At 60.2% G+C, this 24,395-nt stretch carries 21 protein-coding genes; 11 read left to right on the top strand and 10 right to left on the bottom strand.

Going from position 1 to position 24,395, the window contains the following annotated elements; all coding sequences use genetic code 11:
• Positions 1–32: 32 nt before the first annotated feature.
• On the bottom strand, positions 33–1,025 hold the full coding sequence (locus CWI66_RS04750; RefSeq protein WP_081192418.1) for an ABC transporter substrate-binding protein: 993 nt from the start codon (positions 1,023–1,025) through the stop codon (positions 33–35).
• A 245-nt stretch (positions 1,026–1,270) separates the two neighbouring features.
• On the opposite strand from CWI66_RS04750, the gene CWI66_RS04745 reads away from it, so the two are divergent.
• From CWI66_RS04745 to CWI66_RS04720, 6 genes are all read left to right on the top strand, one after another.
• The gene (locus CWI66_RS04745) at positions 1,271–3,457 is read left to right on the top strand and encodes a TonB-dependent receptor domain-containing protein (RefSeq protein ID WP_100731057.1); all 2,187 of its coding nucleotides are present in this window, start codon (positions 1,271–1,273) and stop codon (positions 3,455–3,457) included.
• 190 nt (positions 3,458–3,647) lie between these two features.
• Entirely contained in the window at positions 3,648–4,568 is a 921-nt protein-coding gene (locus CWI66_RS04740) for a LysR family transcriptional regulator (protein WP_100731087.1), read from the top strand.
• Positions 4,569–4,643: 75 nt separating this feature from the next.
• The gene (locus CWI66_RS04735) at positions 4,644–5,519 is read left to right on the top strand and encodes an AEC family transporter (protein ID WP_100731056.1); all 876 of its coding nucleotides are present in this window, start codon (positions 4,644–4,646) and stop codon (positions 5,517–5,519) included.
• 80 nt (positions 5,520–5,599) lie between these two features.
• On the top strand, positions 5,600–6,802 hold the full coding sequence (locus tag CWI66_RS04730) for a PQQ-dependent sugar dehydrogenase (protein WP_081192424.1): 1,203 nt from the start codon (positions 5,600–5,602) through the stop codon (positions 6,800–6,802).
• Positions 6,803–6,834: 32 nt separating this feature from the next.
• Positions 6,835–8,280: a sensor histidine kinase gene (locus CWI66_RS04725; protein WP_100731055.1), complete on the top strand. Its 1,446-nt coding sequence runs from the start codon at positions 6,835–6,837 to the stop codon at positions 8,278–8,280.
• A gap of 11 nt (positions 8,281–8,291) precedes the next feature.
• Positions 8,292–9,692 carry a sigma-54-dependent transcriptional regulator gene (locus CWI66_RS04720; RefSeq protein WP_100731054.1) on the top strand — a complete coding sequence of 467 codons (1,401 nt, stop codon included), beginning with the start codon at positions 8,292–8,294 and terminating at the stop codon, positions 9,690–9,692.
• Between the two features lie 283 nt (positions 9,693–9,975).
• Here the strand turns inward: CWI66_RS04720 and CWI66_RS04715 are convergent, their stop codons facing one another.
• Together CWI66_RS04715 and CWI66_RS04710 are read right to left on the bottom strand one after the other, a co-directional pair.
• Entirely contained in the window at positions 9,976–10,170 is a 195-nt protein-coding gene (locus CWI66_RS04715) for a hypothetical protein (RefSeq protein ID WP_081136101.1), read from the bottom strand.
• Between the two features lie 243 nt (positions 10,171–10,413).
• Positions 10,414–10,836: a hypothetical protein gene (locus CWI66_RS04710; RefSeq protein WP_100731053.1), complete on the bottom strand. Its 423-nt coding sequence runs from the start codon at positions 10,834–10,836 to the stop codon at positions 10,414–10,416.
• Between the two features lie 445 nt (positions 10,837–11,281).
• Between CWI66_RS04710 and CWI66_RS04705 the strand changes: the two genes are divergently transcribed.
• Complete coding sequence (locus tag CWI66_RS04705) at positions 11,282–12,922, top strand: BCCT family transporter (RefSeq protein ID WP_016916333.1); 1,641 nt, start codon at positions 11,282–11,284, stop codon at positions 12,920–12,922.
• Between the two features lie 95 nt (positions 12,923–13,017).
• Here CWI66_RS04705 and CWI66_RS04700 read toward each other — a convergent pair whose 3' ends face one another.
• From CWI66_RS04700 to CWI66_RS04690, 3 genes are all read right to left on the bottom strand, one after another.
• A complete protein-coding gene (locus tag CWI66_RS04700) occupies positions 13,018–13,743 on the bottom strand; it encodes a 3'-5' exonuclease (RefSeq protein ID WP_100731052.1) in 726 nt (241 codons plus the stop codon).
• 1 nt (position 13,744) lies between these two features.
• On the bottom strand, positions 13,745–15,655 hold the full coding sequence (locus tag CWI66_RS04695) for a DUF294 nucleotidyltransferase-like domain-containing protein (RefSeq protein ID WP_039175649.1): 1,911 nt from the start codon (positions 15,653–15,655) through the stop codon (positions 13,745–13,747).
• 230 nt (positions 15,656–15,885) lie between these two features.
• Positions 15,886–16,275 carry a DUF4168 domain-containing protein gene (locus tag CWI66_RS04690; RefSeq protein ID WP_039175645.1) on the bottom strand — a complete coding sequence of 130 codons (390 nt, stop codon included), beginning with the start codon at positions 16,273–16,275 and terminating at the stop codon, positions 15,886–15,888.
• 146 nt (positions 16,276–16,421) lie between these two features.
• Between CWI66_RS04690 and CWI66_RS04685 the strand changes: the two genes are divergently transcribed.
• Together CWI66_RS04685 and CWI66_RS04680 are read left to right on the top strand one after the other, a co-directional pair.
• A complete protein-coding gene (locus CWI66_RS04685) occupies positions 16,422–17,345 on the top strand; it encodes a DMT family transporter (protein WP_100731051.1) in 924 nt (307 codons plus the stop codon).
• Positions 17,346–17,382: 37 nt separating this feature from the next.
• Positions 17,383–18,150 (top strand): EAL domain-containing protein, encoded by a 768-nt coding sequence (locus CWI66_RS04680; RefSeq protein ID WP_446718679.1) that lies wholly within the window; start codon positions 17,383–17,385, stop codon positions 18,148–18,150.
• A 7-nt stretch (positions 18,151–18,157) separates the two neighbouring features.
• Here CWI66_RS04680 and mtgA read toward each other — a convergent pair whose 3' ends face one another.
• The 3 genes from mtgA to CWI66_RS04665 form a co-directional block, all read right to left on the bottom strand.
• A complete protein-coding gene (gene mtgA / locus CWI66_RS04675; protein WP_039175641.1) occupies positions 18,158–18,874 on the bottom strand; it encodes a monofunctional biosynthetic peptidoglycan transglycosylase in 717 nt (238 codons plus the stop codon).
• Between the two features lie 12 nt (positions 18,875–18,886).
• The gene (gene fghA / locus CWI66_RS04670) at positions 18,887–19,741 is read right to left on the bottom strand and encodes an S-formylglutathione hydrolase (protein WP_016916326.1); all 855 of its coding nucleotides are present in this window, start codon (positions 19,739–19,741) and stop codon (positions 18,887–18,889) included.
• A gap of 72 nt (positions 19,742–19,813) precedes the next feature.
• Positions 19,814–20,923, bottom strand: a complete 1,110-nt coding sequence (locus CWI66_RS04665) for an S-(hydroxymethyl)glutathione dehydrogenase/class III alcohol dehydrogenase (RefSeq protein ID WP_100731049.1) — start codon at positions 20,921–20,923, stop codon at positions 19,814–19,816.
• A gap of 209 nt (positions 20,924–21,132) precedes the next feature.
• Between CWI66_RS04665 and CWI66_RS04660 the strand changes: the two genes are divergently transcribed.
• Positions 21,133–22,020 (top strand): LysR family transcriptional regulator, encoded by an 888-nt coding sequence (locus CWI66_RS04660; protein WP_016916324.1) that lies wholly within the window; start codon positions 21,133–21,135, stop codon positions 22,018–22,020.
• Positions 22,021–22,034: 14 nt separating this feature from the next.
• Here the strand turns inward: CWI66_RS04660 and CWI66_RS04655 are convergent, their stop codons facing one another.
• A complete protein-coding gene (locus tag CWI66_RS04655; RefSeq protein WP_100731048.1) occupies positions 22,035–23,402 on the bottom strand; it encodes an L-serine ammonia-lyase in 1,368 nt (455 codons plus the stop codon).
• 183 nt (positions 23,403–23,585) lie between these two features.
• Between CWI66_RS04655 and CWI66_RS04650 the strand changes: the two genes are divergently transcribed.
• A complete protein-coding gene (locus CWI66_RS04650; RefSeq protein ID WP_100731047.1) occupies positions 23,586–24,227 on the top strand; it encodes a hypothetical protein in 642 nt (213 codons plus the stop codon).
• The last annotated feature ends 168 nt before the right edge of the window (positions 24,228–24,395 follow it).

Raw genomic sequence — 24,395 nt, 5'->3', positions numbered from 1 at the left:
GGCGGCGCTGCTCCCTATAAAAGCAGCAAACATCACGGCAACAACGCGTTCTCGATGTCATCCAGGATGGCCTGGGCCGCCAGCGGGCCGTTGGCGCTGCTCCAGAGCTGGCCGTTGACCGGCACGACCCGGTCGTTTTCGACGACGTTCAAGCGTGTAAATGCCGGGCTCTGGCGGGCGGCATCCAGCGCGGCCTGGCCATCGGCGTTGAGGGTCGCCAGAAATAGCCAGTCACCGTCTACCTGAGACAGGTTTTCCAGGCTGAGTACGTCGCTGTGGGCGCTGTCTGGCTTGATCAGCCCGGCGTCCTGCACCTCCAGGCCCACGCTATCCAGCAGGCCCGTGGCAATCAGGTCCTTCGACATCACCATGGGGCCGCTGGGCATCCAACGGGCCAGCACGGCCGTGCCGCCTACTCCCGCTTCAGCAATGGCACTGGTCAGCTCTGCGGCGCGCTGCTCCACGGCGGCAATGGCCTCGTCGATCTGCGCTTCGCGGTTGAGCGCCTGGCCATACAGGCGGGCTTCGGCTTCCCAGTTATCGGCCGCCAGCGGCTGGGTGTGAGGCACGATGGTAGGCGCAATACGCGACAGCAGCTGGTACTGGGCCTCGGGAAGCTGCGGTGCCGCCAGAATCAGATCAGGCTGCTGCGCCAGCACGGCTTCGATGTTGATCTCGCGCACGACGCCGACGATGGCCGGGCGCTCTTCGCCCAGGTAGGCTTCCACATACTCTGCCACGTTGTCACCGCCCCGGGTGGTCACGGCGCCCACTGGCAGAAGGCCTGCGGCCAGCGAGGCATCCAGCGCCCCCTCGTAAAGGGTGACCACACGCTCAGGGTGGTCGTTGACCTCGACCTCGCCATAAGCGGTCTCCAGGGTGCGCGCCTGGGCAGCACCGGCAATCAGGCTACCGACCACCAGCGCCACGACTGTTCTACCCGCCAACCCGATCACACCACGCCCGATCCCACTAGGCCCGATTCCACTACGCCCGACCCCACCACGCTGCAACGTACGGCCCATGTAAAGCCTCTCCCGATTGAGTGTTGGAAAAATAGTAACGATTCTCAACAGCACTTGCACCCTTATTTACGCGAATGCGTCGTTGCATATCTTGCAACGCTTGAAAGCGAACCAAGACCGTTTCGGTTCATGCAACGCACCGTTCGATGAAACAGACTCGCACATGGGAACTTTTCTTCTTAGAATCACAACCTCTTTTGATAATCAGTTTCATTAGTAAATAAGTTTCATCTCAGGGGATCACCATGCCACGCTTTACACGCTCTGCACTGGCCAGCGCCATTGCTGTCAGCATGACCGCCACCGCCGTCAATGCTCAGGAAACTGCCCAGCTCAACAACATGGTCGTGACCGCGGCCGGTTACGAGCAAACGCTCAATAACGCGCCCGCCAGCATTTCCGTGGTCACCCGTGAAGAGCTGGAGCAGAAGCAGTTTTCCAACATTGCCGAAGCCATCGCTGACGTACCGGGGGTAGATGTACGCGCAGGCACGGGCAAGACCGGCGGGCTGAACATTTCCATTCGTGGCATGCCCAGCAGCTATACCCTGATCCTCATCGACGGCCGCCGCCAAAACGCCTCTGGCGATGTGACCCCGAACGGTTTTGGTGAGACCGCCACCAGCTTCATCCCCCCGCTTTCTGCCATCGAACGTATCGAGGTAATTCGTGGGCCGATGTCCACGCTTTACGGCTCCGATGCCATGGGTGGCGTGATCAACATCATCACGCGCCGCGTTGGCCAGGATTGGGCAGGCTCGGTGTCGGTGGAAAACGCCTTCCAACAGAATCGCGACGAGGGCAACAGCTCCGCCATCAACCTCTATGCCTCTGGCCCCTTGGTGGAAGACACCGTGGGTCTGCAGCTGCGCGGCCGCCTGTTTGACCGCGACAGCTCCGAGCGCATGATCGAGAACAGCTCAGGTCGCGACCCGCGCCCCTCGGAAGCGCGCATTTACTCCATCGGCGGGCGCATCAACGTCACGCCGGATGAAACGAACGAATTCTGGCTGGATGCCGAGCGCTCCCGCCAGACCTACGACAACAGCGACAGCCGCCTGGGCAACCTGGACACCCCCGCGCGGGTGTTTGGTTATGAAGACGAAATGCGCTTCAACCGCGATCAGGTCGCCATTGGCCATACCGGACGTTTCGAAGCGGGCACCTGGGAAAGCAGCATCAGCCATAGCGAAACCGAAACCCTGGGCCGCACCCTGCCAGCGGGCAATGCCCCCGACTACGGCTACGTGGCACAAGGCGGCGAACCCCGCCTGCTGGAAAACCGCGATATCGTGGTCGACAGCAAGTTCGTGGCCCCGCTGGGTGACCACATGGTGACCGTCGGCGGCCAGTACATCGACGCCCGCCTGGAAGACGGTACGGCAGGCAACGAGCGTTTCGAGCAGAACAGCTGGGCCGCGTTCGTGGAAGACGAGTGGCTGCTGCGCGATGATCTGGCGCTGACCCTGGGTGGCCGCTACGAAAACCACGACGCCTTTGGCGGGCACTTCAGCCCGCGCGGCTACCTGGTATGGAACACCACGCCCCACTGGACGCTGAAAGGTGGTATCAGCCAAGGCTACAAGACGCCCACGCTGAACCAGCTGCATGATGGCATCAACGGATTTGGCGGCCAGGGGGCAACGGTCAATATTGGCACCCCGGACCTGGAGCCGGAAAAAAGCACCAACTATGAAATTGGCGCCATCTACGACGATCAGGAGCGTTTCTCTGCCGGGGCAACGCTGTTCTTCACCCAGTTCCGCGATCGTATTGCCGATGCTGACGATATTCCCAACTGCCAGTTCATCGACAGCAATGGCAATACGCCCTATGCAGGGCTGGCCAACTGCTTGAGCGTGGGCAACTTTACCCAGCAGGAGAGCTTCGGGCAGTTGACCAATATCGACCGCGCCGAGACCCGCGGCGTCGAGCTGAGCGCCAACTATCAGATCGCCCCGGACTGGCGTGTCAGCGGCGGCTATACCTTCACCGACTCCGAGATCACCTCCGGTGACAACGAAGGGATGATTCTGACCAACACGCCGAAGCACAAGCTGACCGCCGACCTCACCTGGCAGGTCAACGACCGCTGGAGCACCACGCTGGAAGGCGAGTACTACTCTTCTCGCGAGCGCTTCTCGGCAGGCCTGCCCACGTCGGGTGAAACGCTCTCACTGTATCAGCAGCTGGGCAACAAGCTGGACGGGTATGAGCTGTTCAACCTGCGCAGCACCTACCGCTTCTCCGACAGCGTGCGGCTGACCGGCGCGGTCCAGAACCTGCTGGACAAGGACTTCACCGCCTACGACACCTTCGAGCACAACGGTGACACCTACGCGGCCTACCGCTACACCCAAACCGGCCGCTCCACTGACGGTGTTGCGCTGAACGGTCGCAGCTTCTGGTTGTCTGCTACTTACGAGTTCTGATCGTAGGTCGCCTACGACCCTTACTGTTTCAATGCTGATTTGATGCCTTGGCCTGGTGCCAGGGCTTTTTTTATCCGCAGCTGAGAAGACCTTTTCCAGGCCCCAAATACAAACACAAATATAAATTATTTTCATTCATCAAGATAAATGGCACACTATCCGCTCCATGACTCAGCTCGGTGGCCGTGCCATGTACGATTTCGATGAACTTGCCGCATTTGCCGATGTGATGTCGACGGGTAGCCTGACCCGCAGCGCCCAGAAGCTGGGGCTGGCCAAGTCCACCCTGAGCCGTCGCATCAGCCAACTGGAAGCCCGCCTGAATCAGCCGCTGCTGCGGCGCCAGGCCAATCGCTTGATCCCGACCGAAGCGGGGCTGCTGTTCCAGAGCTACTGCAACGAGCTGCTGGCCATGGCAGCCCATAGCCAGGAGGCGCTGGCCGAGCTGCGTGAAGAGATCAGCGGCAAGGTCACCCTGGAAGTGCATGGCGCCCTGGCCCGAGGCTGGATGGCGGGGGTCGTGGATGCCTTTCTGACGCGTTACCCCAAAGTGGAGCTGACCCTGCACACCCGCGAAACGCCGCCCAGCAAGATGCACAGCAACAGCGTGCATATCTGGTTGGGAGCCAATCACGAATGCGGGCTCAATCAGGAGCGGCTGGGGTATCTTTCGCGGGGGCTGTATGCCAACCCAAGCTATCTGAAACAGGCAGGCCGCCCACAGCACCCCAGCGAACTTGGCAAGCACGCTTGGATCGACCTGCTGGATACGGCTTCCAACGGGCTGCTGCTGCATCATTCAGAGCATCCCGACTACCTGTTCGATGCGCCCCGCTCGCGATTACGCGTCGATCTCACGGTACTGCACATCGATGCCATTGCTTATGGCCAGGGCATTGGCCTGCTGCCTCACTGGGTAGTGGCACGGCGCGAAACGCATCACCCGGGGGATCTGGTGCGCTGCCTACCGGGCTGGGAGCCTGCGGCCCTGCCCATCACCATGCTATACGCCTACGGCCAGCACTCCCGGCGAGTCAACGCCCTGCTGGAGTTTCTGCGCGAACAAGTCCCTGCCGAGTGGCAAACCACTCGCCCACGGGTCAATGCCTGACACTCCGCTACCCTGCTTGCCTGAGGGGTGCATTATTACCGACAATAGAGCGCTGAACCCCGTCAAGGAACGTTGATGCTCGCCGAACTGTTCGCTGTCATGGCCCCTGTACTGGCAGGCGCTGGACTTGGCTATGCCTGGGTACGCCTTGGGCACCCCTACCCCGTCGATTTCATTACGCGTCTGGTCTTCAACATCGGCACCCCGGCGCTGGTACTGGCATCGCTGTCCGGGGCCAATATCGATGCAGGCACCTTTGGCCATGTCATGCTGGCCACTGCGCTGGTCATCCTGACCATGGGGGCCGCCAGCTTTCTGGTGGCCAGGCTGCTGGGCTACCACTGGCGGGTGGTCATCGCCCCCATGATGTACCCCAATACGGGCAACATGGGGCTGCCGGTGGTGCTGTATGCCTTCGGTAGCGCCGGGTTTGCCTACGGCATCACGGTCATGGTGACCGTCTCGCTGTTTCAGTTCACCCTGGGGGCAGTACTGGATGCCAAGGGCAATCCGCTCAAGACGCTGGCCAAAACGCCCACCGTGTATGCCATCGTCATCGCCATGGCACTGCTGCTCACCGACACGCCGCTGCCCCCCTGGCTGGCCAATACCGTCGACCTGATGTCGGGCTTCACGGTGCCGCTGATGCTGATTACCCTGGGAGTTTCACTGGCCAGCATCCAGGTCAAGAGCCTGCGCTCCGGCGTGGGTTTCAGCCTCATCCGTATCCCGCTGGCCGCCGTGACGGCCTGGTTCATCGCCGCTTGGCTGGGGTTGCCGCCCTTGGCACAAAGCATCCTCGTGGTACAGATGTGCATGCCGGTGGCCGTGTTCAATTATCTGTTTGCCCAACGCGCCCAGCGCGAGCCCGCTTATGTGGCCAGCCTGGTCTTTTGCTCTACGCTGCTGGCGTTGATCTACCTGCCGCTGCTGCTGGCACTACTGATGTAGGATGGGGAACCCCACCCCCATGTCGCAGTCACTGCTAGACTGAACCGACCCACCTAGCCAACGTGACCGGAGAATCGACCATGTCCGAACGTCAGCCCGCTGTGTTGAACGTCTTCCCCCTTACTGCCTCCACGCCAGCCAAGGGACGCCCTGCTGGCTGGCTCGCGATCGCCGCGAGTGGGCTGCTGTTGACTAGCGTCGCGCAGGCCGAAATCGTGCACCAAGGGCTTGAAACCGAACACTTTCCGGTATCCATCGAGAGGGTAGCCAGCGGTTTCGAACACCCCTGGGCGGTGGCGTTTCTGCCCGATGGGCGCTACCTGGTCAGCGAGCGTAACGGCCAGCTCAACCTGGTCGACCCCAATAGCGGAGAGTCACGCGTGCTGGAGGGCATGCCCGAGGTGAACCACCATGGGCAAGGCGGCCTGCTGGATGTGGTGCTGCACCCAGCGTTTGGGGACGGCGAACATGACTGGATCTATTTCACCTGGAGCAAACCGGAAGGCAGCCAGAGCCGTGCCGCGCTTTCCCGAGTGAAGTGGCAGGAAGACGCACTGGGCGAGGTGGAGCATCTATTCGAGCAGGACCGCGCCTCCGCCCCCGGCAGGCACTACGGTTCACGGATCGCCTGGCTGCCGGATGGCACGCTGCTGATGAGCATTGGCGACCGTGGCAATGAGCCGCCCCGCGCCCAGGCCAGCGACGACCACGCAGGCACCACCCTGCGCCTGACCGCCACCGGCTCGGCCCCCGAGGACAACCCGTTCGTCGATGACGACGCGACACTGGACGAAATCTATACCCAAGGCAACCGCAACATTCAGGGCATGACCGTGCTCAGCAACGGTGAAGCCTGGGCCACCGAGCACGGGCCGCGGACCGGTGACGAGCTGAACCTGCTCCAGCCGGGCAACAACTATGGCTGGCCTGAGGTGAGTCTGGGCAATGACTACGCCACCAATGAACCGATTGGCGTGGAGTCCAAACCAGGCATGGAAGACCCGGTACACCTGTTCGAAGGGCGTTTTGCCCCCTCGGGCCTGGCGGAAGTCACCAGCGATGCCTTTGGCCCTTGGCAGGGCAGCCTGCTGGCGGGCGGGCTGGCCAGCGAGCAGCTGTGGCTGCTGCCCCTCGAAGAGGGCCAGGTCCGCCAGCAAGAACGGATTCTGGATGGCGAAGTGGGTCGCATTCGCGATGTGCGCCAGGGGCCCGACGATGCCATCTACCTGCTCTCCGACGGTGCCCAGGGCAGCCTCTATCGGCTGACCCCCAGCCCGCGTTGATACTTCTACTCACTGACCACCACGGATAGACGATGCGCTTACGTAACTTGATCATTCTCACGGTGATTGTGCCGCTTTTCATCGTGCTGGTGGTATTCAGCCTGGTGGCCATCAAGTCGCTGGAGGATAACGTACGCTCCAAGCTGCAAACCGAGGTGGAAATCATCACCCGGGCGCTGGGTACCTCACTGAGCTATGCCGTGGCCCGCGATAGCGCTACCCCGCTGGAAGAGGCTTTGCAGTCGGCCTTTTCGTTTCACCGTATCTACGGTGCCTACGTGTTCGACACCCATGGGCGCGAGGTCTACGGTCTGGGGCTCGGCAAGGACCTGTTCACCCCTGAAGAGATCCGCCAGGTGATCGAGCGGGACGACCTCTACAGCAACTATCGCCAGCAGGAGGGCTGGACCTACTACTCGGCACTGATCCCGCTGCGTACCCAGGATGGCAGCGTGCAGGGCGTGTTGCAGGTCAACCGCCTGAATACCGGCATCGAAAACTATACCGGCTTCATCAGCATCGTGGCCGTGCTGGTCTTCGTCATCGGTGCGGCGGGCATCGTGTTCAGCATCTGGTGGGGCTTCCGGCGTTACATCGAGCGCCCCCTGAACCGGCTGCTGCACGTCATGCTGCTGGTAGAGGACGGCGACCGCAGCCAACGGGCCACCGCGGATGGCCCTACCGAATACCGTCGCCTGGCCTCAGGCCTGAACGGCATGCTGGACGCCATGGCCGAGAAAGACCGCGATATCGAGGATCGTCAGCGCCGCGAGATAGAGCTGGAAAAACGCCTGCGCAAATCCAAGAAGCTGGCCGAGCTGGGCGTACTGGCAGCGGGTGTCGCCCATGAAATCGGTGCCCCGCTCACCGTCATCAACGGCCAGGCCCAGCGCCTGGCACGCCGGGACACCATCGGCGACGATGAGCGCGCCCGGCTGGGCAGAATACGCGGCGAAGTCGAACGCATCGTCGAAATCGTGCGCCAATTGATGGAATTGGGCCGACAACATAACGTAGAGAAAGGAAATCAGGCGCTGGACCAGCTTATCCTGAGTGCCAGCGAGCTGGTCGAGGAAGAGCTGGAGCCAAGAAATATTCGCCTGGATATTGATCTTCCGACACCGACCCCCCATTTACTGGTCAATGGCCAGCAGATCATCCAGGTGCTGACCAACCTGTTTCGCAATGCAGCGCAAGCGCCCAACGTGAGCCATATTCGTGTCCGCGCGAAGGCCCATGAGGAAGAGCTGACGCTATGGGTAGAGGATAACGGGCCAGGCATACCGCCCTCCCATCACCATCAGGTATTCGACCCCTTTTTCACCACCAAGCCGGTGGGGCAAGGCAGTGGCCTAGGGCTGTCCATGGTGCACCGCATTATCAACGACCACGGCGGGACGATTGGCGTTTTTGACAGCACCCTGGGCGGTGCTGGCTTCGAGATCACGCTGCCCCTTTGTGAAACCGCATCCGCTTGAGGACAACGTTTGTGACCCATCAGGAACACCTGTTACCGCTTTTGGTGGTGGAAGATGACGCCGCTATACGTGAGTTATTGGAAGAGGAGCTTCACGACGCGGGTTATGAAACCGTCGGCGTTGCCAGCGCCGAAGAAGCCATTGCGCTACTTAGCCATACCCCGGTGGCGATGATGATCACCGATGTACGACTGCCGGGCATGACCGGCATTCAACTCTTGCAGCAGCTTCGCCAAAGCGGCAGCGAGCTGGGTATCATCGTGATTACCGCGTTTGGCACCATCGACCAGGCCGTGGAAGCCCTGAAGCTGGGGGCCGACGATTTTCTGACCAAGCCGCTGGATCTGGATGCAATTCGCGAAGCGGTGTTTCGCGTGCTGGAGCGCCAGCGCCTCTCACTGTCCCACGATACCGAGCTGAGCCACTTCCATGGCATCGTGGGCAAAAGCCCGGCCATGCAGTCGCTGTTCCACGATGCCTCGCGGCTGGCCAAAAGCGACGCTCCCATTCTCATTCTGGGTGAAAGCGGCACCGGCAAGGAGCTGTTGGCGCGGGCCATTCATCAGGAGAGCAGCCGCCACGACGCCCCTTTTGTGCCCGTCAACTGCGCCAGCATTCCCGCCGACCTGATGGAAAGCGAGTTTTTCGGCCATGTCAAAGGCGCCTTCACCGGCGCCAACGAAGCCCGCAAGGGCCTGTTCCAGAGCGCCCAGGGGGGCAGCCTGTTCCTGGATGAAATTGGTGAAATGCCGATCAATCTGCAGGCCAAACTGCTGCGGGCCCTGCAGGAGAAGACCGTTCGCCCGGTGGGCGGGGAGCGCGAGGAACCGGTGGACGTGCGCATCATTGCGGCCACCCACCGCAACCTGGAAAAGGAGATCGAGCAGGAGAACTTCCGCAGCGACTTGTTTTATCGCCTGGAAACCTTCTCGCTGCGTATTCCCCCCCTGCGCGAGCGCGGCACCGATGTGGAACACCTGATCTTTGCGCTGATCGACAAGCACGCCGAGTCTCAGCACAAGCAGGTGGAGCATATCGAGCCCGAAGCACTCAACAGCCTGCTCAACTACACCTACCCCGGCAACGTGCGCGAGCTGGAAAACGCCATCATGCGTGCAGTCACCTTGAGTGAGGAGGGCCTGTTGAAGCACCAGGACCTGCCCGAGCGTCTACGCGACCAGGCCCATCAGCAAAACAGCGCCGACCCCACGCCGACCTTGAGCGGTGAGGTATTACCCGGCACCTCGGCACCGGCCCCTGCGCCGGCCCGCTGGCCTAGTCTGGAAGAGGTGGAGAAACGCTACATCCGCAAGGTGCTGGAAGCCACTGGCGGCAACAAGCGCCGCACGGCGGAAGTTCTGGGCATCGCGCGGCGAACGCTCTACCGTCGCCTGGAAGACAGCGACGAGTGACCCATAACGAAGCCGCCCCCATGTCAGGGGGCGGTTTCGTTGAAGCGAAGCAATTCCCGGCAAAGTGCGATGAACCTTGTTTATGGTGGATAGCCATGTGAAAGCCATGGCCCAGCCCACCTGTGGGAGGCCAATTTTATTGGGCGACTGTCTGAGCGGGCACCCATATCAAGCTGGGTGCTGGAATCATCGCGAGCTGAAGCTCCCTCCCACAACCTGAGCAAGCACCTTGCCTGAATCACCCTGTGGGAGGCCAATTGATTCACTCCAGTCTTCGTAGAACCTAATTATCCACGCCCTCCCCAGGAGTCTCTTCAGGGGTGGTGCCATCATTGGCCATGGGGCCGGTGCTCATTGGCTCTTCCGGTTCGGGCTCTCCGTTAGGCGGCGAGCTGTCGCCACACCCCGCCAATACACCGGTCATCAAGAGCGCACTGAACAACATTGCATATACACGCTGGTGCTTTGGTGACTTCATGTCGTGCTCCTTCCCTTTTGAAAATTTCTTTTTGAAAACGCCCCTATTGAAAGCGAAATCGTTGAATTCATTTGGCAGGCCAAACACCTGCTTGTTTAACGCCTGCCTGTTTAACTTTAGCGGCTACTGACCAGGATGCAAAAAAACCCCCGCGGGCGCGGGGGTGAAAGGATGACAGGCCGTGTGGAGCAGCCGCAGGGAACAGACAGCTGGGCGACCTGGCATCGTAGGGAGCGGTAAACCTTACTGAGTCGTGGTCATGTCGTCTTCATCATCCGCAGGCACTTCGTCATTAGCGCCGGGCATTGGGTCGGTGCCTTCACCGAAACCGGGCTCTTCCTGCGGGTCGGTCATATCAGCGCCCTCACCGGGCATAGGCTCTTGGGTGGCTGCCGCATCATCTTCCAAGCCTGGATCGGCGGCCATGGGATCATCCGCCATGGTGCCAGCGGGTTCTTCACCCATCATGCTGTCGCCTTCGGTAGTACCGGGCACTTGGCCGGAGGTCGCATCCTGCTCCATGGTCTCAGGCTGTTGCGCCGGGGGCATCTCATCTTCACCATTTCCACAGCCTGCCAATGCCAGCGTGCTGACCGCTGCGGCGAGCATGCAAAGCGCCAATACACGAGGACGACGCTTGGTTGTCTGGGGAATCTGCTTATCCATAAGAGTTGCCTCCACTACTGATTAGATGTTGCTTGACCTGAGTCTTACCAAGAAACTGCACACAGCACGCCAAAAGCGCGATAAAAAATAAAAATAAAATAAAAACAGTAATTTAAAAACAAAAAATGAACACCAACTGTTGCTGTCGACTTGGCATCTGGCAGGTTCAAAATGACACATGTGGCATTTTTCAGCTCAGCTACCGGTCGCGTTGTGACACACCGGCACAGACCATGTATAATAATTTTTAATCAAAAAAATAAAAAATCACGCTTTCACATTATAAAAGCTTTCGCTACCCGACTGACGCTTTCCACTCATGATACGTCGCGGTTGCGTTGATAAACATTAATCAACATTTGCTACCCTAGTAATTGCATCATTCGCCTGCCATGGGTCCGTCCCGTCACCTTCGGCAGTTTTTGTCCAACATGGAGAGGCTTTTGTGGAAAACCCAGACGCTAAACGTCCCCCTGAAGAGCCGGTCTCGGAGGGCATTCCTGCCCCAGATGGCCCGGCCAACCTGATCGATACCGACTACGTGATCGGTCAGGACAACATTACCACCAGCACCATGGGGTTCAGCCTTGACCTGCACGGCAAGGTATTTACCATCTCGGCGCTGGTGGTACTGCTGTTCGTGATCCTCACGCTGGCGCTACAGGACACCATCGCACCGCTTTACGACTCTATTTTCGGTTTTCTAACCGGCAACCTGGCCTGGTTCTTCATCCTGGCCGCCAATATCTTCGTGCTGCTTTGCCTGGGGCTGATCGTATCCCCTCTCGGCAAGATTCGTATCGGCGGGGCAGATGCCAAGCCTGACTTCACCTACACCGGCTGGTTTTCCATGCTGTTTGCGGCGGGTATGGGCATCGGGCTGATGTTCTTCGGCGTCAACGAGCCGCTGACCCATTTTGGCACCTCGCTGGACGGCGGAGACTGGGCACCGCTGGCCGGGGCCGAAGGTGACACGGCTGCTGCCGCTGCGCTGGGCATGGCCGCGACCATTTTCCACTGGGGTCTGCACCCGTGGGCCATTTACGCCGTGGTCGCGCTGTCGCTGGCGCTGTTCTCCTTCAACAAGGGTCTGCCGCTGTCGATGCGCTCCGTGTTCTACCCGCTGCTGGGTGAGCGCGTATGGGGCTGGCCAGGGCACCTGATCGATATTCTGGCGGTGTTTGCCACGCTGTTCGGTCTGGCGACCTCGCTGGGACTGGGGGCTACCCAGGCCGCTGCTGGCTTGAGCTACCTGTTCGGCGCACCGGAAAGCGATGTCACCATGATCCTGTTGATCATCGGCATCACCATCATTGCCATCGGCTCTATCGTTGCCGGGGTCGACAAAGGCGTACAGCTGCTGTCGAAAATCAACATCGCCATGGCGGCGGCACTGCTGTTCTTCGTCATTGCGGTAGGCCCCACCCTACTGATTGCCACGGGCTTTTTCGAAAACCTGATCAACTATGTGGTGCATCTACCGGCCCTCTCCAACCCCTTTGGCCGTGAAGATGCCAACTTCAGCCAGGGCTGGACTGCCTTCTACTGGGCCTGGTGGATCTCCTGGTCACCCTACGTCGGCATGTTCATCGCGCGGGTTTCCCGTGGCCGTACCGTTCGTGAATTCCTGATCTCGGTGCTGCTGGTGCCTTCGATCGTCTCGGTGCTGTGGATGACCACGTTCGGTGGCACTGCCATCGACCAGTACGTGAGCCAGGGTATCGAAGCCGTGCGTGACGCCGGTGTGGACCTGCAGCTGTTCGTGATGCTGGAGCAGTTGCCGCTGTCGCAGATCACCTCGTTCATTGCGATTCTGCTGGTCATCATCTTCTTCGTGACCTCGTCTGACTCGGGCTCGCTGGTCATCGACTCCATCACGGCCGGTGGCAAGGTGGATGCTCCCAAGCCGCAGCGCGTGTTCTGGGCGATCATCGAAGGTGCCATTGCCATCGCCCTGCTGTTGGGTGGCGGCCTGACGGCCCTGCAAACCATGGCCGTATCGACGGGCTTCCCGTTCACCATCATCCTGCTGGTGGCCTGCTACGCCATCATCAAAGGGCTGATGAGCGAACCCAAAGCCGTTTGACCCCTCCTTGGCCAGCGTTTCTTGCTGGCCTTACGCAAAACGGGCAGCCCATGGGCTGCCCGTTTTGCGTTTGCCACTACCCCCACACTAGTCCGTCAGCACCACAGCGCCTTGAGCGGCGTATCCGGTGAGTAGCGGTTGGCGATTTGCGCCTGCAGCAGCTCGGCGGTGGCCAGCGCATCCACCAGGGCGTGGTGCCCCTGGTAGGGCGGCAAGCCATAGCGTGCACGGCTGGCATTGAGCCGAATCGAGACCGGCGGCCTGCCCAGCCAGCGGCGAAAGCGCGCCCACAGGGTCTGCCGATGCAGTCTGGCTTCCAGCGACATCGTGTCGATCATGGGAAACAGCACGCCCTCGCCGCGCCGCTCCTTCACGGCGGCATCCAGAAAAGGGCGCTCGATGTTGCGAAAATGGACCACCACCACTCGGCCCGCCAGCACCTCCAGCAGCTCATCCAGCACCTCGTCCAGATCAGGGGCGTCAGCCACCTCCGAGTGGGTGATATGGTGGTAGGCGATGGAGGCTTCGTCCAGCGGCCGCGCAGGCTTCACCACCCAGTAACGTCGCTGGGCAAGCGGTATCCGCCCCAGCGTAAAGGGCACGGCCCCCACGCTGACGATACCGTGGCGACGCTCGTCCAGCCCGGTGGTTTCCAGGTCCAGCGCCACCATGGGCACCTCGCCCAGAGGGGTGTCGGGGGCTGGCAAGGGCGTGCTGAAGAAACGCTGCAGCGCCTCATTATCAGCGCGCTGGGCGCGAGCAGCCATGTAGCCAGCCCAGTCGGCCTGGGTCACTTTCTGACGTGGGCGAATACCGTGCATATCAACGCCCCTGCCGTTGCGTGGGAATCGGGTAGCGGAATTTCAGGAATTTCTGCGCATGGCTCAACACCTGAAACGCATCCTTGAGCGTGTGCCGCTCGCTGTCTTCGACGTTTTCGGGTTCGATGTTGTTATCCGGCTCGCGCTCTTCCTGCAGGTCGATGACCTGATGGCGAATACGCGACATACACAGGAACTCCAGGGCATAGCTCAGCTTGTCGCTGACCCCGGTGGCCAACAGCTGGGTCTGGCTGATGTCGTTCAGCCGCTGAAAGGAGTTCTGCGCTTTGGAGCCACAGGCCAGCGCATGCACACGAATCAGGTCTACCATGGGCGCCGTACCGCGCCGCTTGAGGTTGATGGAGTTGTTGTGCTTGCCATCCTTTTCCATCACGAACGTGCGGAAAAAGCCCAGCGGGGGCGTACGGTTCAAGGCATTACGCGCCATGGCGGCCAGAAACAGCGGCGACTGGGGTGCCGTCTGGGCAATCAGGTCCTGAAGCGCTTCCACGTAGTGTTCTTCGCCATAGATACTGTCCAGGTCGAAAAAGATCGAGCTGTGCAGCAACCTCTCCGGAGTTGGGTTGGCCATCCAGTCCTGGAAGTAGCGTTTCCACACGCTCAGCGGCTGGCGCCACTGGCGGTTGGTGGCCATGACATCGCCTTTGCAATAGGTGTAGCCACAGGCGGCCAATCCATCGCTGACAAAGGCTGCCAGCGCCTGGAAATACGCGTCGTGCTCGTCCGGGTCGAAATCATCGGACAAGATCAGCGCATTGTCCTGGTCCGTCACGATGCTCTGCTCGTTACGCGCCATGGACCCATTGACCATGAAGCAGTAAGGCACCGGGGGTGGCCCCAGCGACTCTTCGGCCAACTCCAGCAAACGGCGGGTAAAACTGCGCCCGATGGTCGATAGCGCGCTGCCCACCATCTGTGAATTGGCCCCCTCCTGCACCATCCGTGCAAAGGCAGCGCGAACATCGGGCAACAGCTTGGCCAACCCTTGGGCGCTGGACTGGTTGAAAATATTGCTGACCAGATAAAGCCCGCTATGGGTCTCGTAGCGAATGATATCGGAAAGATGCACCACACCTACCGGGCGCTGGCGATACAGCACCGGCAAGTGATGCACGTTACTGCGCAGCATCACCAGCATGGCCTCGTAGACCGTGGCATCCGACTGGACGGTAATTAGCCGCTCTGATACCACATCGCCCACGGGCGTGGAGGGCGCCAGCCCTTCGGCCACTACCCGCGTGCGGAAATCGCTGTCGGTGAGAATGCCGCACATCTGCCAGGTCTTGCCTTCGCTGTCCTGAAAGCTGTAGCGAGGATGATTGCTCCCCTCATCGATCACCAGTACGGCCGATGCCTGGGCAGCGCTGATCTGCTGTGCCGCCTGCTGAACGCTGGTGGTGGACTCCACCATCACCGGATAACGTGTCACCAGCTTGCGTATGCGCGTGACCATCATGTCGTTGGACTTTTTCTGCTGCTCGGCAGCGGTCTCCAACCGAGGCCGCTCCAGCTCCACGAAGTCGGCAAACTCATCGTCTTCCTCACAGAGCCGCTGGAAAACGTCGTTGGGTATGAAATAGATCAACGTATCTTCGATGGCCTTGGCAGGAAAGCGCACCTTGTGGTTACGCAGCAGGCTGAAATGACCGAAGATGTCTCCTTCTGCCAGGCGATTGTAGAGTTCGCCCTGCCGCCGATACACTTCTACTGCCCCACTGCGGATATAGCACAGCTCATCGAGGGTGGCATCCAGCTCGAGAATGTCGCTACCCGTCTTGAAGTAACTCACCTCCACCCGGGCGGCAATGGCGTCCAGTAGCTCATCGGACAGCCCATCGAATGGCGGGAACTGTCCCATGTGCTGGCGGATTTCCAGAAGCTCCACGTCCATACGCTCTCCTGCAGAGGCTCAAAGGGTTAATGATCAGCCATTTAGTGTGGCGTGTGCGTCGGTAGAGGACAACCTTTCAGCCTGGGTGAACCACGCAAAAAAAAAGCCCAGCGCGTTGGCGCTGGGCTTTTGGACCACAGAACAGGCAGGTACTTCGCACGTTAAGGAAAATCTGGCACTATCCTGCAGGTCTCGATGGTTCACCACCGCCAGAGGCGGTGGCAACAGGCTTATGACTGGCTAGCCATTTCCTGTACACGCTGCATCATTTCCGGATCCTGCTGGATGGATTGACCGATAGCATTGAACGTGTCGACGTCCAGACCGCTGTCTTCGACCACTTCGATCATGCGGTCATTGGCTTCAGCGCGAACTTCCTGTTGGGCAGCTTCGTCTTCTGCTTCCTGCAGACGCTGTGTGTACTCCTGAGAGATCACGGCGATTTCTTGAGAAGCATCGGCGAACTGCTGTAGCTGCTGATCAGAAAAATCCTGTGCAGGCGCCTGCTGGGTCGCCATCGGATCTTGTGCCGGGTCCTGGGCTTGCTGGGCGTGGGCAGTGCCCGCCATCAGGCCAGTGGCAAGGAGAGCAGCAGAGAACAAAGCAGTCATACGTTGCATGGTAAGAAACCTCATTGGCGCGTTATGAATGTGCACAGTGTGACGCGTGGTTCAGGCACAGGTTCAATCTTTTATGTAAAAACACGTTACAAGAAGAACAGAACGTAACAACAACAGATAAACAACACGCTGGCAATAGGAGCTTTATGTCTAGCCATTTCAAGGCCTTGCAAAACATGCACGGCCATTCGCTCGCGCTGGCCGCCATGCCTGGGCTCTTCGTGCTGTTATGGAGCACGGGGTTCATTGGTGCCAAGTTTGGCCTGCCCTACGCCGAACCCTTCACGTTTTTGTTTATCCGCTTCGTGTTGACGCTGCTGCTGCTCGTACCGCTGACCTTGCTGATGCGCATTCCATGGCCGAGTTCACCAAGGCTATGGATGCATATCGGGATATCGGGCCTGCTCGTGCATGCCACCTATCTTGGCGGCGTATTCTATGGCATTTACCTGGGAATGCCAGCGGGTCTGGCGGCCTTGCTGGTCGGCTTGCAGCCATTGTTGACCGCCGCCTGTGCAGGCCCACTGCTGGGCGAACGCCTGGGCGCGCGACAATGGCTGGGCCTGGCACTGGGGCTGGTAGGCATCTGCCTGGTGCTGGGCAGCAAGCTGGAGTTTGGCAGTTCGCTGTTCAGCGGTTTTGGCATGGGGGCACTGGTCAGTGTACTCGCCGCATTGCTGGGTATTTCACTGGGCACGCTGTACCAGAAACGCTACTGCACCAGCATGCCGCTGCTGTCGGGTGCAGTGATTCAGTACCTGGCTGCAGGCACCCTGCTGGGCTTGGGCGCGCTGTTGTTCGAGACCCGCTCCGTAGCGTGGAGCACGACCTTCCTGCTGACGCTGGGCTGGCTCGTGCTGATTCTGTCAATTGCCGCTATCCTGTTATTGATGGCCTTGATAAAAAAGGGGGAGGCTTCCCGCGTGGCAAGCCTCTTTTATCTGGTGCCTCCCGTGACCGCGCTGCAGGCGTGGTGGTTATTTGATGAGCGGCTGCCGCTGATGGGGATCATCGGCATGCTCATTGCCATCGCCGGGGTGGTGATGGTCGTCAAATCCGCCAGCAAATAACCCTAATAATTTTGATCGTTCCAGGGCTTGGAAGAACATGACAGCACAACCTCATTGCGCCAGGGTAAACGGCGTCTGCAACCGCTGCGACACACCGGTACCGTTCGCGTTTACCATGGCCTTTCAGCCCATCGTGGACGTAGCACGTCGTAAAGTGATCTATTACGAGGCGTTGGTACGAGGCGTCAACGGTGAGTCCGCTTTTTCCATTCTTGAGCAGGTGACCGACGACCTGCTGTATCGCTTTGACCAGGCGTGTCGGGTCAAAGCCATCGAATTGGCCAGTGCGCTGGGGATGGAGGCGCGCCTCTCGATCAACTTTCTACCCAATGCCGTTTACGAACCCGAAGCCTGTATTCAATCCACCCTGGAGACATCACGCCGGGTGGGCTGGCCCACCGAGCGGCTGAACTTCGAAATCACCGAAACCGAACGGGTGGTTGACCGCGCGCATTTGCGCACCATCATCGATAGCTATCGCCGCATGGGGTTCACCACGTCGTTGGATGATTTCGGCAACGGCTATGCCAACCTGGACCTGTTGACCGATTTGCGACCGGATACGCTGAAGATAGACCGGGAATTGGTCATGGGCTGCGACGGCAATCCACGGCGGCAGGCCATTCTCAAAAGCCTGGTCGCCCTGGCGCGCACGCTGGGCACCCAACTGGTGGCCGAAGGGGTCGAGACACGGGCAGAGTCACGCTGCCTGCTGGCCTTGGGCATTTCGGTACAGCAGGGGTACTATTTCGCCAGGCCACAGGTAGGTGTGCTGGCCAGCGTGGCTGACGAGCAATACGATTGAAGAAGGTTCAAAGCCGTTCGAGGTAAGCCGTGCCGCCCAGATTGCGCATCTGTTGGCGGATCCACTGGCCGCGGCGCTCGACCTGGGCGTCGGGTCGCGATGCGCTGCGAGTGCGCGGGCTAGGCAGGATGGCCGCCAGCAAACTGGCCTGGCGCTCGGTCAAGGCACTTCCGGAAGCACCAAAGTAGTGGTCGGCGGCAGCTTCCAGCCCAAACACCCCGGTATCCCACTCGGCCACGTTCAGGTACACCTCCAGAATCCGCTGCTTGCTCCAGAAGGTTTCGATCAGCAGGGTGAACCACGCTTCCAGCCCTTTGCGCAGCCAGCTGCGCCCACTCCATAGGAAAACGTTCTTGGCCGTTTGCTGGCTGAGCGTACTGGCTCCCCGCAGCCTCGAGCCATCGCGGCTGGCCTCCCAGGCACGACGCAGCTCCACCACATCGAAACCACGATGAATCGGGAAGCGTTGGTCCTCGGCGGCAATCACCGCCAGCTTGGCGTTATTCGAGAGATTGTCCCAGCTACGCCACTGGCGCTGGATGGTGATGGGTTCGCGATGGACCCAGCTTTGTACCTTGCGTTCCACCATCACCATGGAACCCGGCGGCGGCACGAAGCGAAACAGCCACACCAGCGCCACCGAGAGCAGCACAAAGGCCAGCGCGCCACGCCAAACAAGACGCCAAAGCAGACGAAGAACTCGGCGCAGCGCGCGATTGACCATGTCTCGGTACCCTTAACGTTTCATGAGGTGTTCCGCATGATAGCGCAAATGGTCCTCGATGAACGAGGCGATGAAGAAGTAACTATGATCGTAGCCTGGCTGACGGCGCAGCGTTAGCGGGTGATCATGCTCGGCGCAGACGGCTTCCAGACGCTCGGGCATCAGCTGCTCTTCCAGGAACTGATCGGCTTCCCCTTGATCGATGAACAACCGCTGCCGGGAAGCGCCATTGGCCACCAGCTCGCAGGCATCGTACTGGCGCCAGCGGGTCTGATCTTCCCCAAGGTAGCTGGTGAAGGCTTTTTGCCCCCAGGGGCAGTTCATCGGGTTCACGATCGGCGCAAAGGCCGATACCGAACGGAAACGCCCCGGATGACGCAGCGCCAGAATCAATGCACCATGCCCTCCCATGGAGTGCCCGCTGATCGACTCGCGGCCATTGACCGGAAAATGCTGACGCACCACGGACGGCAGCTCTTCGACCACGTAATCGTACATGCGGTAGTGAGGCTTCCAGGGCGCCTGGGTGGCGTTCACGTAGAAACCTGCGCCGGACCCCAGATCGTAGCTTTCATGCTCGCCGGGCAACTCCGTGCCGCGCGGGCTGGTATCCGGACATACGATCGCCACGCCCAGCTCTGCCGCAATGCGATGCGCGCCGGCTTTCTGCATGAAGTTTTCGTCATTGCAGGTCAACCCCGACAGCCACCACAGCAGGGGCACCCGCTCGTTTTCGGCTTGTGGCGGCAGGTACACCGCAAAGACCATGTCGCAGTCCAGGGCTCGGGAGTAGTGGCGGTAGCGCTTGTGCCAACCGCCAAAACTGCGGTTTGCCGACACCAACTCCAACGTTTCACTCATGCTCATGGGCAGGCTCCTTAAACAGTGAAACGCGGCGGGTTGCCCCGGCCGCGTTCTTTCAGGCTGCTTTCATCATACTCAGTAATGCAGAACGGTACGAATGCTCTTGCCGGCATGGAGCAGATCGAAGGCTTCGTTGATCTTCTCGAAGGGCATGTCATGGGTAATGAAGTCGTCGATGTTCAGCTCGCCGTTCATATAACGGTCTACATAACCCGGCAGCTCGCTACGCCCTTTCACGCCGCCAAACGCAGAGCCTTTCCATACCCGGCCGGTGACCAGTTGGAAGGGGCGCGTGGAGACCTCTTCACCGGCACTCGCCACGCCAATGACGATCGACTCACCCCAGCCCTTGTGGCAGCACTCGAGGGCGGAACGCATCACGTTGACATTGCCGATGCACTCGAAGGAGTAGTCCACGCCACCGTCGGTCATGTCGACGATCACTTGCTGGATCGGGTCGCTGTAGTCTTTCGGGTTGACGAAGTCCGTCGCGCCGAACTGCTTGGCCAGCTCGAATTTGTCCGGATTGACATCAATGGCGATGATCCTGGTGGCCTTGGCCATCACGGCACCCTGGATCACCGCCAGACCGATCGCCCCGAGGCCAAACACGGCGATGGTGGAGCCCGGCTCGACCTTGGCCGTGTTCAACACGGCACCAATCCCGGTGGTGACACCGCAGCCCAGCAGGCAGATCTTGTCCAGCGGCGCTTCCCTGGAAACCACGGCCAGCGAGACTTCCGGCAGCACGGTGTACTCACTGAAGGTGGAAGTACCCATGTAGTGGTGCAGCATCTTGCCTTCCAGCGAGAAGCGCGACGTGCCATCGGGCATGACCCCTTTACCTTGGGTAGCGCGCACGCTGCCACACAGGTTGGTCTTGCCGGACAGGCAGAATTTGCACTTGCCGCACTCAGCGGTATACAGCGGAATGACGTGGTCGCCCGGCTTCAGGCTGGTCACGCCTTCGCCCACTTCCTGCACGATACCCGCACCTTCGTGACCCAGTACCGCCGGGAAGTTGCCTTCCGGGTCGGCGCCCGACAAGGTGTAGGCATCGGTATGGCAGACGCTGGTGGCCGCCATCTTCACCAGCACCTCGCCCGCCTTGGGGCCTTCCACATCGATGTCGACCAATTCGAGCGGCTTGCCCGCTTCGAGTGCAACCGCAGCACGTGATTTCATGCAAATCTCCCCGAGGTGTTGCGCAGCGACGTTCCACTGCCTGCGCGCAACAGCGCTCGATAAAGTGGATGGATAAACGTGGTTGCAGTGTAGGCCAGCTAGGCGAAAGGGATAAAGCGGGATACACTCACAAGATTATTGCCACTGAGCAACAATCGCGTTGCTCATTCGCTACCACCCTTCACCGCCAGACGGACATGAGGAGCGCCATGCAGCGCTGGGATCGTATCGAAGCGTTCGTGGAAGTCGTACGGCTCGGCACCTTTTCGGCCGCGGCTCGCCACTTGAAGGTGTCCACCTCGCATATCAGTCGGCTGGTCAGCCAGTTGGAGAATCAGCTGGGCGTTCAGCTGCTGTATCGCACCACACGGCAGATTCGGCTGACCGATGCCGGGGCCTTGTACGTGGAGCACTGCCGCCACTTGTTCGATGGGCTGCGTGATGCCGAGCAGGCGATCAGCGAGCTGCAGGCCAAACCCCATGGACTACTGAAACTGACCTCGGCAACGACCTTCGGCGAGCGCTACGTTGCCCCGCTGGTCAATGATTTCCAGCGCCTGCACCCTCAGCTCGAAGTACACATGCACTTCACCAATCGCCCGGTGGAGTTGATCGAAGAGGGTTTCGACATCGCCATTCGCATGGGGGTGCTGAAAGACTCCAGCCTGATTGCCCGGCGGCTGTGCGAGCGCCGCGAATACGTGGTGGGCTCACAGGCCTATTTTCGTCAGGCACCCCGCCCCCACACGCTGGGCGAACTGAGCCAGCACCGCTGCCTGCTGGGCTCACGCCCCAACTGGCTGTTCGAAGTGAACGGCCAGCGGCGAGAGGTCAAGGTAGAGGGGTGCTGGAGCGGCAACTCGGGGCCTGCCCTGCTGGATGCGGCCCTGAAAGGGCTGGGCCTGGCTCAGTTGCCGGATTACTACGTCGCTCCGCACCTGGCCAATGGTGAACTGATCTCGGTGCTGGAACCCTTCCAGCACCACGATACAGCGGTGTGGGCGGTCTACCCGCGCCACCGCCACTTGTCACCCAAGATTCGTCAACTGGTGGACTATCTGGTGGCCAATATCGGCCGTACCCTGCCCCAGGCCTGACACGCGCTGCTGGATTAACACTCGATGGCATTGACCGCGAGCCCTCCCTTGGAGGTCTCCTTGTATTTGTCCTGCATGTCGCGTCCGGTATCGCGCATGGTCTTGATCACTTTATCCAGCGAGACGAAGTGGTCGCCATCACCATGCAGCGCCATACGGGCGGCATTGATGGCCTTGACCGACGCAATGGCATTGCGCTCGATACAGGGGACCTGCACCAGCCCCGCCACCGGGTCACAGGTCAGCCCCAGGTTATGCTCCAGGCCAATTTCCGCAGCGTTTTCTACCTGCCGCGGCGTACCGCCCAGCACTTCGGCCAGCCCGGCCGCCGCCATGGCGCAGGCAGAGCCGACCTCCCCCTGGCAGCCTACCTCCGCCCCGGAGATCGAGGCATTCTTCTTGCACAGTATGCCCATGGCGCCCGCCGCCAACAGAAAATCGACCACGTCGGCATCGCAGGCGTCGGGTTCGAACTTCAGGTAATAGGCCAGCACCGCCGGAACGATACCGGCAGCCCCATTGGTGGGCGCCGTGACCATCCGCTTGCCGGCCGCGTTCTCTTCATTGACGGCCAGCGCAAACAGGTTGACCCAATCCATCACGCTGAAACTGCTGACGATCAGGCGCTGCTGGGCGGGCGGCGAAAGCAGTTGCTGATGCAGGGCGTTGGCGCGACGGCGCACGTTCAGCCCGCCGGGCAAACGACCGGTGGCTTTCAATCCGTTCTCGATACTGTCACGCATGGCGTGCCAGATCTTCAGCAGTTCGGTACGGATGGTGTCTTCGCTGCGCCAGGCTTTCTCGTTTGCCAGCATCAGCTGGCTGATACGCAAATCATTCGCCTGGCACAGTGCCAATAGCTCGTTACCCGATTCGAACGGATAAGGCAGCGCCGTCTTGTCCTCATCCAGCCCGCCCTGATCGGCACAGGCCTGGTCCACATAGAAGCCGCCGCCCAGCGAGTAGTAAGTGTTGGTCGCGATGACCCGCTCTTGCTGGTAGGCCGTGATCACCATGGCATTGGGATGAAAGGCCAGACAGGTCTCGTCCCACTCGATGTCTCGCGCACGGTCGAAGGGCAGCGAATGCCCATTGGGCAGCGTCAGTGGCGTCCCGCCGTCCAGCGCCGCCAGGCGTCCGGCAATGCTGTCGGGCTCGATGGACTCGGGCATTTCACCCATCAGGCCCATCACCACCGCATTGTCGGTGCCGTGGCCTACCCCAGTCGCGGCCAACGACCCGTGCAGCCGCACCACCAGCCGTGACACGGGCGCTTCCGGCAACGCCATCACGAAATCCCGCGCCGCGCGCATGGGCCCCACGGTATGCGAGCTGGACGGGCCAATGCCTATCCGAAACAGATCAAAGACGCTAATGGCCATGGTGACATCCGCCCCTCAACGGTCGTTATTGCTTTCATGTGGTTACTTTGCAGTGTTGCTCGCCATTCGTCGAGATATTCCTGGCACGTTCGACGTGTCAGCACAGAAAAGTGACGATATAATGAACATGCATTCATGTATGTTTGTTGTTTGACTGATTTCGCCTGACGTAGAGGAACCGTGATGCCACCCTCCTGGCCTATTGATTTTCGCACTGCGCTGCTGCGCGCGACACTCTATATACTCTTCATCGGAGGCATCGCCCAGGGCGCGTATCTGGAAGCGTTGTATCTGCCTACCGTGCGCTTTACCGAGCTGGGGTTCACCGAGCTGACCCAGACCTTCATTCTGATCAGTTGCTGTACCCTGCTCCTCTACGTACGCCATGTACTGAAAGTATGGCCCACGGTGACCCTGCTGCTGCTGGCCTTCCTCGCTGCCTCGCTGGTACGTGAGCAGGACTACTTTCTCGATGAGTACGTCGCACGGCATATCTGGAAAATCCTGGTCGCCATGATCATCCTCCCCTCACTGGCCTGGGTCGTGTACCAGCGCCAGCGTTTTCTGGAGGAGTTTCGCCACTTCAGCAATAGCTTTGCCTTTGGGCTGTTTGCAGGCGGCGTACTGGTTACTTATGTATTTTCACGCCTATATGGCAGGCAAGTGTTTTGGCGCGCCGTATTGGAGGAGCAGTACGTCCGGGTTTTCAAGGATGCGGCAGAAGAAGTGGTCGAGCTGCTGGGCTATAGCCTGATTCTGTTTGCCATGATCGAGCTGCTCCTGCTGGCCCGACGCCTGCACCTTGCTCGCCAGAAAAGCGCCTGACACCCTGCCAATCGGTTCTTTTTGCCGTCTTTGGGAGCACCGCCAGGGACGGCATTTCATTTTTTACATCCCGCTATACGTAAAGCCATTTGCGCCCCCTTGACCATCCACGTAGTGTCGTCCCCCACACTGCTTTGGGCAATTTTGCTAAAAAACAACCAACTGACG

It is taken from the genome of Halomonas sp. 141 (assembly GCF_002810305.1).
GTDB lineage: Bacteria > Pseudomonadota > Gammaproteobacteria > Pseudomonadales > Halomonadaceae > Vreelandella > Vreelandella stevensii.
The sequence above is the reverse complement of the archived record's forward strand: the minus strand, read 5'-3'. Positions and strand labels throughout refer to the sequence as shown.

What these genes read in the sequence shown, in the direction of transcription:
- CWI66_RS04735 (WP_100731056.1), top strand. Translation starts at nt 4,644, where the DNA reads ATGCTCGCCGAACTGTTCGCTGTCATGGCCCCTGTACTGGCAGGCGCT.
- CWI66_RS04685 (WP_100731051.1), top strand. Translation starts at nt 16,422, where the DNA reads ATGTCTAGCCATTTCAAGGCCTTGCAAAACATGCACGGCCATTCGCTC.
- CWI66_RS04710 (WP_100731053.1), bottom strand. Translation starts at nt 10,836, where the DNA reads ATGGATAAGCAGATTCCCCAGACAACCAAGCGTCGTCCTCGTGTATTG.
- CWI66_RS04665 (WP_100731049.1), bottom strand. Translation starts at nt 20,923, where the DNA reads ATGAAATCACGTGCTGCGGTTGCACTCGAAGCGGGCAAGCCGCTCGAA.
- CWI66_RS04740 (WP_100731087.1), top strand. Translation starts at nt 3,648, where the DNA reads ATGTACGATTTCGATGAACTTGCCGCATTTGCCGATGTGATGTCGACG.
- CWI66_RS04660 (WP_016916324.1), top strand. Translation starts at nt 21,133, where the DNA reads ATGCAGCGCTGGGATCGTATCGAAGCGTTCGTGGAAGTCGTACGGCTC.
- CWI66_RS04690 (WP_039175645.1), bottom strand. Translation starts at nt 16,275, where the DNA reads ATGCAACGTATGACTGCTTTGTTCTCTGCTGCTCTCCTTGCCACTGGC.
- CWI66_RS04730 (WP_081192424.1), top strand. Translation starts at nt 5,600, where the DNA reads ATGTCCGAACGTCAGCCCGCTGTGTTGAACGTCTTCCCCCTTACTGCC.
- CWI66_RS04650 (WP_100731047.1), top strand. Translation starts at nt 23,586, where the DNA reads ATGCCACCCTCCTGGCCTATTGATTTTCGCACTGCGCTGCTGCGCGCG.
- mtgA (WP_039175641.1), bottom strand. Translation starts at nt 18,874, where the DNA reads ATGGTCAATCGCGCGCTGCGCCGAGTTCTTCGTCTGCTTTGGCGTCTT.
- CWI66_RS04655 (WP_100731048.1), bottom strand. Translation starts at nt 23,402, where the DNA reads ATGGCCATTAGCGTCTTTGATCTGTTTCGGATAGGCATTGGCCCGTCC.
- CWI66_RS04725 (WP_100731055.1), top strand. Translation starts at nt 6,835, where the DNA reads ATGCGCTTACGTAACTTGATCATTCTCACGGTGATTGTGCCGCTTTTC.
- CWI66_RS04745 (WP_100731057.1), top strand. Translation starts at nt 1,271, where the DNA reads ATGCCACGCTTTACACGCTCTGCACTGGCCAGCGCCATTGCTGTCAGC.
- CWI66_RS04700 (WP_100731052.1), bottom strand. Translation starts at nt 13,743, where the DNA reads ATGCACGGTATTCGCCCACGTCAGAAAGTGACCCAGGCCGACTGGGCT.
- CWI66_RS04750 (WP_081192418.1), bottom strand. Translation starts at nt 1,025, where the DNA reads ATGGGCCGTACGTTGCAGCGTGGTGGGGTCGGGCGTAGTGGAATCGGG.
- CWI66_RS04680 (WP_446718679.1), top strand. Translation starts at nt 17,383, where the DNA reads ATGACAGCACAACCTCATTGCGCCAGGGTAAACGGCGTCTGCAACCGC.
- CWI66_RS04695 (WP_039175649.1), bottom strand. Translation starts at nt 15,655, where the DNA reads ATGGACGTGGAGCTTCTGGAAATCCGCCAGCACATGGGACAGTTCCCG.
- fghA (WP_016916326.1), bottom strand. Translation starts at nt 19,741, where the DNA reads ATGAGCATGAGTGAAACGTTGGAGTTGGTGTCGGCAAACCGCAGTTTT.
- CWI66_RS04715 (WP_081136101.1), bottom strand. Translation starts at nt 10,170, where the DNA reads ATGAAGTCACCAAAGCACCAGCGTGTATATGCAATGTTGTTCAGTGCG.